The organism is Collinsella aerofaciens, from assembly GCF_040926405.1.
Lineage (GTDB): Bacteria > Actinomycetota > Coriobacteriia > Coriobacteriales > Coriobacteriaceae > Collinsella.
On the sequence record NZ_JBCOIG010000035.1, the window covers coordinates 1 to 11,979 of the forward strand.

An 11,979-nucleotide genomic window follows, 5' to 3' on the forward strand; every position below is an offset into this window, starting at 1 on the left:
GATGTAGTGGGCGTGACCGTCACCACGGCGATCCCGCTCGACGACGAGCTGCGTCAAACCATCACTAAGAAATGCGAGCAGGACTTCGGCCGCAAGGTATTCCTTATCGAGCAGGTCGACCCGTCTATCGTGGGCGGCCTGGTGCTCGAGGCCCGCGGCGAGCGTCGTGACATTTCCGTCAAGACGCAGCTGCGCATCGCGCAGGAGACCCTCGCAAACTCTGCTAATTCGTACGGAGGTGAAGCCTAATGTCCGAAACCCTCAATGCCCAGGATATCGCCAAGAAACTGCAGGAGCAGCTCACGAGCCTCTCCGCGACGGTCGATACGCATGAGGTTTCAACGGTCGACGAGGTAGGCGACGGCATCGCGCGCGTCTCCGGCCTCAAGAGCGCCATGGCAGGCGAGCTTCTGGAGTTCAAGAGCTCCGATACCGGTGAGACCGTCTTCGGCCTTGCCCAGAACCTTGACCGTGACGAGGTCGGCGCCGTTCTGTTTGGTGCCGTCGACTCCATCAAGGAAGGCGACGAGTGCCGCACCACTGGCCGCATTATGGATATCCCTGTGAGCCGCGCCATGCTCGGCCGCGTCGTCAATCCGCTCGGCCAACCTATCGACGGCCTTGGCGACATCGTCGCCACGCATCGTCGCCCCATCGAGTTCAAGGCCCCCGGCGTCATCGACCGTACCCCGGTGTGCGAGCCGGTTCAGACCGGCCTGTTGGCCATCGACTCCATGGTGCCTATTGGTCGCGGTCAGCGTGAGCTCATCATCGGCGACCGTAAGACCGGTAAGACCGCCATCGCCATCGACGCTATCCTCAATCAGCGCGGCAAGGGCATGGTCTGCATCTATGTAGCCATCGGCCAGAAGGCCTCCACGGTTGCCAACATCCGCGAGACCCTCGCTCAGCACGGTGCGCTCGACTACACCATCATCGTTTCGGCCACCGCTGCCGATTCCGCCCCTATGCAGTACATCGCGCCTATGGCCGGTGCCGCTATCGGCGAGTTCTTCATGTACAACGGCGAGGACGGCAAGCCCGCCAGCGAGACCAACCCCGGCGGCCACGTGATCGTCATCTACGACGACCTGTCCAAGCAGGCTGTGGCCTACCGTCAGATGTCGCTGACGCTGCATCGTCCGCCCGGACGCGAGGCCTATCCTGGCGACATCTTCTACCTGCACTCTCGTCTGCTCGAGCGTGCCGTCAAGATGTCCAAGAAGAACGGTTATGGCTCCATGACGGCTCTGCCGATCATCGAGACCCAGGACGGCGACGTCTCGGCCTACATTCCGACCAACGTCATTTCCATTACTGATGGTCAGATCTACCTGCAGTCCGAGCTCTTCTTCCAGGGCCAGCGCCCGGCAGTTGACGTGGGCATTTCCGTGTCCCGCGTCGGTGGCGACGCGCAGACCAAGGCTATGAAGCAGGTCGCCGGCAACCTCCGTCTGGACCTCGCTTCGTACCAGGAGCTCGCCGGCTTTACGCAGTTCGGCTCCGACCTCGACGAGGCTACTCAGAAGCAGCTGACCCATGGTGCCCGCATGACCGAGCTCCTGAAGCAGCCGCGCTACAAGCCGTTTGAGGTTGGCGAGCAGATCGTTACGCTGTTCGCTGGCAACGAGGGCTTCCTGGATGACCTGGGGATCGCCGACGTGCTGCCTTTCCGTGCCGAGCTCATCGAGTACATGGACAATGGCTTTGGCTCGCTGCTCGACAAGGTTCGCGCCAAGAAGATCGATGATGACACCAAGGCTGAGCTCTTGCGCGTCATCGGCGACTTCAAGCAGCAGTTCATGGCCAAGCACCATTCGGATGTTTCTGGATCAGAGGAGAACTAAGCCCCATGGCCAACCTTCGCGACATTAAGAAGCGAATCTCCTCGGTTACCACGACCAAGCAGATCACGCGCACGATGGAGATGGTCTCTACGGCCAAGATCCGTCGTGCCCTTGATCGCTCCAAGCAGGCCGAGCCCTATAAGGAGGCGCTGACCGACGTCATGTTGACGGTCGCCGGCGACGCTTCCTGTTCGGGCACCGATCCCATGCTGCAGAAGCATGAGAACGTCAAGCATGGCCTGATTGTCGTTATTGCCTCGGACCGCGGCCTTGCCGGCGGTTTCAATACGACGGTGGAGCGCACGGCCGAAAAGCTCGCCGCTTCTTGGGCGAACGACGGCATCGAGTGCGAGATCATCGCGTGTGGGCGCAAACCGGCCACGTATTTCCGTGACCGCGAAAACGTCGTCATGCACTTTGAGGGCAACTCCTCTGAGCCCGATTTCAATCAGGCCCGCATGATCTCCTCTCATATCTGCGATGCGTATCGTGCCGGTGAGCTTGACCGTGTCGAGCTTGTCTACCACCACGCCAAGAATCGCGTGGATCAGGAGCTTCGCGTCGAGCATCTGTTGCCGCTCGACCCCGAGATGATCGCTATGGCCCACGGTCCGCGTAAGAACGAGACCGACGCCCCTAAGCGCATCTCGTCCACGTTCGAGTTCGTGCCCTCTCCCGAGCATGTTCTCGGCAAGCTTGTGCCGTCTTATATCCTGACGGTCATCTACCAGGCCCTGATCGATTCGGCGGCTGCCGAGCAGGGTGCACGCCGCAAGGCCATGCACTCCGCGACGGAAAACGCCACCGCGATCATCTCGACCCTTACCCGCACGTATAGTCGCGTGCGCCAGGCTTCGATCACGACCGAGATTAACGAGATCGTCGGCGGAGCCTCAGCATTGGAGGAACAGTAATGGCTAATAACACCGTAAAGCTTGCGGTCGAGGAAGCCACCAAGAAGACGACTGCCGGTGATGGTCGCATCGTGCGAATCATCGGTCCTGTCGTCGACGTCAAGTTTGACGGTGCGGTGCCCCCGATCTACAACGCGCTCACGGTCGAGGCCGAGACCCCGATCGGTCATCTGAGCACGATCCTCGAGGTCGAGAGCCAGCTTCCGGGCGGCGTCGTCCGCACGGTCGCCATGTCCTCGACCGACGGCCTGCAGCGCGGCCTCATCGCCACCGATACCGGTGAGCCCATGAAGATGCCCGTTGGTCCCAAGACGCTCGGCCGCATTTGGAACGTCATGGGCAAGCCCGTCGACGGCAAGCCCATGCCCGAGGTGGAGGAGTTCTACCCCATCCACCATGCAGCGCCCCGTTTCGACGAGCTCACCACCAAGACCGAGATCTTCGAGACCGGCATCAAGGCCGTTGACCTGCTCGAGCCCTACATCCGTGGCGGCAAGACGGGCCTGTTCGGCGGCGCCGGCGTCGGCAAGACCGTTCTGATTCAGGAGCTCATCAACAACCTCGCCCAGGAGCACGGCGGTACCTCGGTGTTCACCGGCGTCGGCGAGCGTACCCGCGAGGGCACCGACCTGTTCCTCGAGATGAGCGAGTCTGGCGTTATCGACAAGACCTGCTTGGTCTATGGTCAGATGAACGAGCCGCCCGGAGCGCGTCTGCGCATCGGTCTGGCCGGCCTTACCACCGCTGAGTACTTCCGCGATCGTGGCCAGGACGTTCTGCTATTCATCGACAACATCTTCCGCTTCTCCCAGGCAGGTTCCGAGGTTTCCGCACTGCTGGGCCGTATGCCGTCCGCCGTTGGTTACCAGCCCACGCTGGCAACCGAGATGGGCGACCTCCAGGAGCGCATTACCTCGACCAAGACGGGCTCCATTACCTCCGTCCAGGCTGTCTACGTCCCCGCAGACGACCTGACCGACCCGGCGCCTGCCACGACGTTTACGCACCTCGATGCCACCACGGTTCTTTCGCGTAGCATTTCGTCGCTCGGCCTGTTCCCGGCTATCGACCCGCTTGCGTCTTCCTCCGACGCTCTCGATCCCTCGATCGTTGGCGAGGAGCACTACCGTGTCGCCGTCAAGGTCCAGGAGCTCCTGCAGGAGTACTCCGACCTTCAGGACATCATCGCCATTCTGGGTATGGACGAGCTGTCCGAGGAGCAGCGCCTTACGGTCAACCGTGCCCGTAAGATTCAGCAGTTCCTCTCGCAGTCCTTCCACGTCGCCGAGAAGTTCACCGGCAACCCCGGTGTCTACGTCCGCGTCGAGGATACCGTCCGCTCTTTCGCCGAGATTGTCGACGGCAAGGCCGATGACCTGCCCGAGCAGGCTTTCCGCTATGCTTCCACGATTGAGGACGTGCGCGAGCGCGCCCGCAAGATGGGGGAGAAGTAGGTTATGCGTATCCGCATCGTGTGCCCCGTGAGCTGCGCCTATGAGGGCGACGCTGCGTTTGTGTCGATTCCGTCCACGGATGGCGAGTTTGGTGTTCTGCCTGCTCACTCCAGCGAGATCTGCACGATCGACCGCGGTTACGTTCGCGTTTCCGATAAGGCCATGGGCACTGTCGACCACACGTTTGCCGTGGCCGGCGGCTATGCCCAGGTTGCGGACGATGTCGTGACCGTTCTCGCCGAGCGCGCTTGCGATTTGGCGACCGTCGATGCCGACAAGCTTAAAGCTGATATTCAAGGTTTTGAAGAGAAGCTGGGTAATTTGTCGGAGGATGATGCACGCCGCGCCTACCTCTATAATGAAATCGCATGGTGTAAGCTCAAGCTTGCCCAATAGTCAAACGATTTAGCGTTCGACCATTTGCGAACACATCATGCCCGGGATGGCCCAGCCACCCCGGGCATGCTTTTTGAAAGGGTAGACCTTGGATATTATCCGCGTTGAGGGTGGCCACGCCATCGGAGGCTCCGTGCCCGTCTCGGGCGCCAAGAACTCCGCGCTCAAACTCATGGCGGCAACGCTTCTGGCGCCGGGCAAGACGACGCTGCAGAACGTGCCCGATATTTCCGATGTCCACGTGATGGGCAAGGTGCTCAAGGGCATGGGCGCTACGATCGATGTTCTCGACGAGCACACGCTCGAGATTGATACCTCTCAGGTCGATTCTTGGGAGGCCCCCTACGAGCTCGTTGCCAAGATGCGTGCTTCCACCGCCGTCATGGGACCCCTGCTGGGCCGCTTCCATCGCGCCAAGATTGCCATGCCGGGCGGCTGCAACCTGGGTGCTCGCAAGATCGATATGCACATTCTTGGTCTTGAGGCCCTGGGCGTTGAGTTCGATACCGCCCACGGTTACATCAACGCTAATGCGCCCCAAGGTCTGCGCGGTACCACCGTCACGCTCGAGTTCGCCAGCGTCGGTGCGACCGAGAACCTCATCATGGCCTCTGTGCGCGCACAGGGCACCACGGTTATCGATAATGCCGCCCGCGAGCCCGAGATCGTCGATCTCGCCAACATGCTCAACGAGATGGGCGCTAAGATTGTCGGCGCGGGCACGCCCGTCGTGACCATCGAGGGCGTGGAAGAGCTCCATCCCGTTACCCATCGCGTGGTGGGCGACCGCATCGAGGCCGGTACCTTTATCGTTGCCGGTGCGTTGATGGCCGACGATCGCGGTGTCGATGTCACGGGCTTTTGCCCCATTCACTTGGGTATGGTGCTCAAGAAGATGGAGCTCATGGGTATCGACTGCGAGCGCGTCGAAGATGGCGTCCATGTGAACCGTGCCGAGCGTATCAAGCCGGTCGACATCCAGACGCTTCCGTTCCCCGGTTTCCCGACCGACATGCAGGCGCAGATTATGGTGCTCTCCGCCCTTGCCGACGGCAGTTCCGTTATTACCGAAAACATCTTCGAGAATCGCTTTATGTTCGCCTCTGAGCTGGTGCGCATGGGTGCCGACATTCGTATCGAGAGCCATCATGCCATGATTCATGGCGTCAAGGGCTTCTCGGGTGCACAGGTTACCTCGCCCGATCTGCGTGGCGGAGCGGCCCTCGTCGTAGCGGGCTTGATCGCCGACGGGACGACCGAGGTTTCGGCCATCCATCACATCAAGCGCGGCTACGAGCAGTTTGTCGAAAAGCTGCAGGCGCTCGGCGCGCATGTCGAGCATGCTACCGTCCCCGATCCCGTCATCTACTAATACAGGTTGCCTATGTTTAATAAAAAGCCCCTCGCGGATACCACCGCCCGAAGACCCTCAACTGGTGCGCAGGCCAAGATCTACAGTCGCGATAACGTGGCTCGCTATTCCGAGCGCGCTCGTCAACGTCGTCGTAGCCACACGATTCGTCACGTCGCGCTCATTGTCGTGCTTGGCGTGCTGCTGAGTGCCACTACCGCTGCCGGCCTGTGGTTTGCCACCATTATGGGCAAGCTCGGCGATTCTAATGTCATTACCGACAATCTGCGTCGGGTTCTGGTTGACACCGATGAGGCAAAGGATCCGTTCTACGTGCTGCTCCTTGGCACCGACGGCCGTCCGGGCGAGGATACGTACCGTGCCGACTCGATTATCCTGGCACGCATCGACCCCACGCAAAAGCAGGCGACGCTCATTTCCGTTCCGCGCGACACCAAGGTCGAGTACAAGGGCGAGACCATGAAGATCAACGCCTGCCATACCGTTGGCGGCGCCGAGGCCATGGTCGAGGCTGTCAACGAGCTGTGCGGTGTTCAGATTTCCCACTATGCCGAGGTCAGCTTCGACGGTATGCAGGCGCTGATTGATTCGGTTGGCGGTATCGACATTAACGCAACCGATGATGTTGACGACCCCGAGCACCTGGATATTAAGATTACCGCTGGCCAGCAGCATATGGACGGTGCCACCGCCCTTACCTATGCCCGCTGCCGCTACACCTATGCCGACGGCGATTACACGCGCATGCGCCACCAGCGTCAGGTGCTTGGCGCCCTTGCCAACCAGATTCTCAATAACTTCGATGCCACGAAGATCTTTGGCCTGGTTAATTCGCTGTCCGATATGCTCGTAACCGATATGAGCGTTCAGGATATCGTGGCTACGGTCAACGCCATGCGCGGTATGGATGTCGACGGTATCTACTCGGCCAACCTGCCCTCGTACGCCGACGACAGCACCATGATCGACGGTGTGAGCTACGTCTTTGTCTACGAGGACGAGCTCAAGGAAATGATGGAGCGCGTCGATGCCGGCAAGGATCCCAAGGGTCCCAACACCATGGGTCTTTCCGACGGTTCCAGCTCTACGATCGGCGACCTGAACAACAACACGTCTGACGATTACGCAAACGGTACCGCAACCTCATCGGTCAGCTCTGACGATTCCGATGACTCAAGCGATTCGAGCGATTCGGACTACTACGAAGAGCCCACCGGCGACGGTAACGGCTACGAGGCCAACTACTAGAGTTACGGCGTTTTACCAAACGCCGTAACGACTCGACGCTGCGCGGGCCGCATTTGGACAATCTGACGTTCAACTTCAAGGGCGCGACCAGAAGGTCAGCGCCCTTTCGCTTCACGTCACCTTGTCTCAAATGCGACCCGCTCGCTGTCGTTGCCAAAACATCGGCGTTGCCGGAACACTTGGCACTTGGGGACGTTCCTTTTGTGCCGGCAGTTTGGGACACTCCTTGCGTTAAGAGGCTGGCGTGCGTCAACCTGTTCACATTGCAGCAAAAAAATCGCCCCGTTCTCGGTTGAGGACGGGGCGATTCGTCTTTCGGACTTGTGCAGCCAGGCTTATGCAAAGCGGGCGACGAGCTCCTGGAGCACATCGGTCATCTTGACGAGCGAACTGACCGGGACGAACTCGTTGACGCCGTGGTAGCAATAGCCGCCGGTGGAAAGGTTGGGGCAGGGCAGACCGCGGAACGACAGCTGCGCGCCGTCGGTGCCGCCGCGAATCGGCAGCACTTGGGGCTCAACGCCGCAGGCAAGGTAGGCTTCCTTGGCAACATCAATAAGCTCGGGATAGTCACGAACGATCTCGGCCATATTTCGATACTGCTGCTTAATCTCGACCGTCACACGCTCCTCACCCAGACGCTGGTTGAGCATCGAGGCGGCGGCATCAATAAGGTCGAGTTTCTGCTGGAACTTGGCGGCGTCATGGTCGCGGACGATATAGCGCGCTGTGGCGTGATCGACGGTCGCAGATACACCCTCAAGGTGATAAAAGCCCTCGTAGCCTTCCGTATACTCCGGGCGCTGCACGTAGGGGAGCAACGCGTTGAAGTCGCAGAACAGATTGCCTGCGTTGACCATACGGCCCTTAGCGTCGCCCGGGTGGATGGACTGGCCCTCAAAGCGGACGGTCGCCTCAGCGGCGTTAAAGCACTCCCACTCCAGCTCGCCGATGGGGCCGCCGTCGACCGTGTAGGCGTACTTGCAGCCAAAGGTATCGATATCCAACAGCTCGGCTCCGTGGCCGATCTCCTCGTCAGGGCAGAAGCAAATGCCGAGTGCGGGATGGGGCAGAGAAGGGTCCTGAGCGATACGCGCGACAAGCGACATGATCTCGGCGACGCCTGCCTTGTCGTCTGCGCCCAGCAGCGTGGTGCCGTCGCTGCAGACCAGGTCCTCACCCGCGAGGTCATTCAGGGCGGGAAGCTTGGCGGTACTCATGGCAACGGGTTTACCGTCAACCGTGCCGCAGACCAGGTTGCCGCCTTCGTAGTGCACGATGTGCGGCTTCACGCCGGCGCCCGGTGCAACTTCGGTGGTGTCGAGATGGGCGATCAGGCCCAGGGCGGGCTTGTCCTCAGCGCCCGCACTTGCGGGGATATGCGCGCAGACATAGGCGTGCTCGGTCACGTGGGCATCTTCCGCACCAAGCTCGCGCAGCTCTTCAGCCAGCACGTTGGCAAGGTCAAACTGAACGGCGCTCGAGGGTACCTGGTCGCAGTTTGCATCCTCGGACTGCGTGTTGATCTGGACGTAGCGCAAAAAGCGTTCGAGGACATCGGGGCTCGTGGTGGTGTTTTCCATAAAGACCGCTCCAATCTTGGTCGTCGTGTGCAACAAGAACTCTAGCACGGTATGCCACGGCATACCACGACGCTTGGATGGGGTAGAATCAGCCATTGAATGCAGAAGGGACGGAAGATCATGGATACGACAAATAGCTCGCGCGAACTACATCTGACGGTGGCGAACGAAGACTACTTGGAGTGCATGGTTCGCATTGAAAGCGAAGAGGGGGAAACCAACGGCGTGCGATCGGTCGACATCGCGCAGCGCCTTGGCGTCTCCAAGGCATCGGTCAATAAAGCGGTTTCGGCGCTCAAGGCATCCGAGCTTGTCGAGCAATCGCACTACGGCAAGGTAATCCTGACCGATCGCGGTCGCGAGGTTGGCACGGCTATCTGGTACCGTCATCGCCTCATCCGCACGTTTTTGGTTCAGGAGCTCGGTGTCGAATTTGAGCGAGCCGATTCCGAGGCCTGCATGATGGAGCATGCGCTATCCGAGGACACGATGAGCCGCTGGCTCGCCTATCTCGAAAAGCAGGGAATCAGCGTCGAGGAATAGCGGGATATATATGGATACGAGTTATTACAACCGCTTTGGTGCCGAGGAACTAACGCGCCGCTTGTCGAGCGAGACCTTGTTGGCGCAGGGCCCCATGGGCAGTGTTCTGTTGAGTGAGTACGATGCCGCCGACATTCCACCGGCGTTTTGGAATCTGGCAGAGCCGCAGACCGTTTCTCGTATCCATCGCTTGTATGTCGCCGCCGGCGCGCAGGTGCTCATTACCAACACCTTTCAGGCATCGAGCTATGCCCTCAAGCACGACCAGATTGCGCCGTCCGTGGCGGAGGTCAATCGCGGGGCCGTCGACGATGCCCGCCAGGCGCACCCTCAGCTGCTGCTAGGCTCGATGGGCCCGATCGGTATTGAGTGGTTTGCCGAGGACTCTGCCGAGTATCGTGAAATCCGAGGCATTGCGCGCGAACAGGCGCACGCCTTGCTCAACGCCGGCGTTGACGGTCTGCTGATCGAGACGGTGACGTCTATCCGTAATTTGCAGCCCATGCTTGCCGGCGCCCGAGATGCCGCCGATGGCATGCCTGTTCTGGTGAGTTTTGTCGTTGACGATAAAGGCGACCTGTTGGGCGATGGCCTCAACATCGAGGCAGCCGTTTTGTACGCCGAAAAACACGGCGCAAATTCGGTTGGTGTTAATTGCTGTTCGCTTGCGGCCGCGAACGCGGCGGTGCCCAGGATGGTTGCATCGGCGACTACTCCCGTCACGGTGCGTCCCAACGTAGGCGATCCGGTCCAGACTCAGGATGGCCCCGTATGGCACGAGAACCCCGAAGCTTTCGCGCGCGCATGCATCGAATGGAGACATGCCGGTGCCGCAATGGTGGGCAGTTGCTGTGGAACCACGGCAATCACTACGGCCGCGATGGCCGAGGCGCTCGATATATAAAGGGCAAACCGCTCCATACGGGGCGGTTTTTTTATTGCTTGCATGTCCTCGGCAGCATTTGCCCAAATGGTGAATGCTGGTGCCGGCAGGTTGCCGAGTGCATGTTGCGGGTATACCCCATGCGTACCATGATCCAAACACTGTGAGGTGTCTGCGCGTGTGCGCGATAATTCATTTTGGAACTGACGGTTGGCGCGCTCGCGTCGATGAGGACTTCACTGCCGATAACGTTGCCCGTATCGCCGATGCCGTCGGCGAGTTGTGGCAAAAGACCAATCCGGGCAAAACGGTATATATAGGGTTCGACACCCGGCCCCTGGCGCGCGAGTTCGCTGAGCTTGCGGCGGGCGTGCTAGCAGCGCACGGGCTAGACGCCGTGCTCGCTTCGCGACCTGTCCCGACCCCTGCCCTTACGTGGGCGGCGGCTTATGACGGTGAAGCGTGCGGCGCGCTCATGGTGACGGGGTCCCATCATCCGCAGGGCTATCTGTGCCTCAAGATTCGCATGGGTGACGGCTCGACCGCCAACCAGGATGTCATCGAAGAGCTCGAAGAGACTATGGCTCCCGAGCCAATGGGGATCGAGGGGCAATATCGCACCGCGGATATCATTCCTGACTATATGCAGGCGGTGGCATCGTTTGTCGATGCCGAAGCCATCCGCGCCGCGCACTTGCGCGTGGTTGTCGATCCCATGGGCGGCGCAGCCCAGGGCTATCTAGCCGACTTGCTGCGCGAGCTTGGCGTTGAGGTGCACGAGATTCACGCTGGGCAGGCGTCTGACCAAGAAGATATCTGCCCCGACCCCGTTGAACCGTGGGTGGACGCTTGCGAGCGCACGGTTATCGAGGACGGAGCTTGCGCTGGCCTGGTGACCGACGGCGACGCCGACCGTATCGGCGCGGTTGACGAGCGCGGCAGATATATACATCCGCATCAGATCATAGCGCTCGTTTTGGGCGACTTGGTTCAATTTCGTAATTTGGAGGGGCGCGTCGTCGTCAATCTTTCATGCTCGACGCTCGTGCGTCGCATTGCCGAGGCGCTTGGCTGCCGCGTGACCGTCAAACCAGTCGGTTTCAAATATATAGCGGCGGAGATGAAGAAGGGCGGCGTCCTCATGGGCGGCGAAGAAGCCGGTGGTATCGGCATCGCCGCGCATATGCCCGAGCGCGATGGAATCCTCGCCTGTCTGATTCTGTGTGAGCTTATGGCAAAGACGGACGCGCCTTTGGGCGTTCTGGTCGACCAACTCGAGGACAGTTTTGGTAAGACGAGTTACGGTCGACGCGATTTGCGCCTTGAGGCCGAAGATGCCGAAACGTTACGAACCCTGCTGCCGGGCGTAAACCCCAAGTCGATTTGTGGCAAGGTGCCGCAAAACGTTAGTCATATGGACGGCTTGCGTCTGTCATTCGAGGATGACACGTGGCTGCTGGTCCGTCCTAGCGGGACCGAACCAGTGGTGCGCGTCTACGCCGAGGGGTTCTCGGTGGAAGAACGTGATGAGTTGCTCGATGCTGGCTGTGCTTTAGCTAGGGGGACGTATCCGCTTTAACCATGAGACTGCCTTATATAAAGAGATGCTCGGCGAGCGGTAGTTAACGGCTGGCAAACGTTAGTCGGATCACAAGATGTGTAGGAAATGTGTACGCCCAGATTCCCGCCCGCGGGGGCCCTCCGGTCTGGCAATATATCTCCTTGCCGCGCGGCCCGGT

General features: G+C 60.2%; 11 protein-coding genes. 10 read left to right on the top strand and 1 reads right to left on the bottom strand.

From position 1 onward, the window contains the following. The 7 genes from AB5758_RS08915 to AB5758_RS08945 all read left to right on the top strand — a co-directional run. On the top strand, window positions 1–249 hold a 249-nt coding region (locus AB5758_RS08915; protein ID WP_368155506.1), incomplete at its 5' end, for a F0F1 ATP synthase subunit delta. Continuing rightward, window positions 249–1,847, top strand: a complete 1,599-nt coding sequence (atpA, locus tag AB5758_RS08920) for a F0F1 ATP synthase subunit alpha (protein ID WP_368141380.1) — start codon at window positions 249–251, stop codon at window positions 1,845–1,847. The genes AB5758_RS08915 and atpA, both read left to right, overlap by 1 nt. Before the next feature lie 5 nt (window positions 1,848–1,852). Beyond that, window positions 1,853–2,761, top strand: coding sequence for an ATP synthase F1 subunit gamma (gene atpG, locus AB5758_RS08925; protein ID WP_368135166.1), 909 nt, complete (start codon window positions 1,853–1,855; stop codon window positions 2,759–2,761). Continuing rightward, window positions 2,761–4,215 carry a F0F1 ATP synthase subunit beta gene (atpD, locus tag AB5758_RS08930; protein ID WP_006235717.1) on the top strand — a complete coding sequence of 485 codons (1,455 nt, stop codon included), beginning with the start codon at window positions 2,761–2,763 and terminating at the stop codon, window positions 4,213–4,215. The genes atpG and atpD overlap by 1 nt, the downstream gene beginning before the upstream one ends. A 3-nt stretch (window positions 4,216–4,218) precedes the next feature. Then, complete coding sequence (gene atpC / locus AB5758_RS08935) at window positions 4,219–4,611, top strand: ATP synthase F1 subunit epsilon (protein WP_006235718.1); 393 nt, start codon at window positions 4,219–4,221, stop codon at window positions 4,609–4,611. 88 nt (window positions 4,612–4,699) lie between these two features. After that, a complete protein-coding gene (gene murA, locus AB5758_RS08940; protein WP_035138796.1) occupies window positions 4,700–5,983 on the top strand; it encodes a UDP-N-acetylglucosamine 1-carboxyvinyltransferase in 1,284 nt (427 codons plus the stop codon). Between the two features lie 12 nt (window positions 5,984–5,995). Continuing rightward, window positions 5,996–7,231 carry an LCP family protein gene (locus tag AB5758_RS08945; RefSeq protein WP_006235722.1) on the top strand — a complete coding sequence of 412 codons (1,236 nt, stop codon included), beginning with the start codon at window positions 5,996–5,998 and terminating at the stop codon, window positions 7,229–7,231. 335 nt (window positions 7,232–7,566) lie between these two features. Here the strand turns inward: AB5758_RS08945 and pepT are convergent, their stop codons facing one another. Then, window positions 7,567–8,814, bottom strand: coding sequence for a peptidase T (pepT, locus tag AB5758_RS08950; protein WP_138113473.1), 1,248 nt, complete (start codon window positions 8,812–8,814; stop codon window positions 7,567–7,569). Window positions 8,815–8,934: 120 nt separating this feature from the next. Here pepT and AB5758_RS08955 point away from each other — a divergent pair, with 120 nt between their 5' ends. The 3 genes from AB5758_RS08955 to AB5758_RS08965 all read left to right on the top strand — a co-directional run bounded on the left by AB5758_RS08955 (window position 8,935) and on the right by AB5758_RS08965 (window position 11,819). Then, entirely contained in the window at window positions 8,935–9,357 is a 423-nt protein-coding gene (locus tag AB5758_RS08955; protein WP_040359600.1) for a metal-dependent transcriptional regulator, read from the top strand. Between the two features lie 10 nt (window positions 9,358–9,367). Beyond that, on the top strand, window positions 9,368–10,261 hold the full coding sequence (locus AB5758_RS08960; RefSeq protein WP_035138801.1) for a homocysteine S-methyltransferase family protein: 894 nt from the start codon (window positions 9,368–9,370) through the stop codon (window positions 10,259–10,261). 157 nt (window positions 10,262–10,418) lie between these two features. After that, on the top strand, window positions 10,419–11,819 hold the full coding sequence (locus AB5758_RS08965; protein WP_368141381.1) for a phosphoglucomutase/phosphomannomutase family protein: 1,401 nt from the start codon (window positions 10,419–10,421) through the stop codon (window positions 11,817–11,819). The last annotated feature ends 160 nt before the right edge of the window (window positions 11,820–11,979 follow it).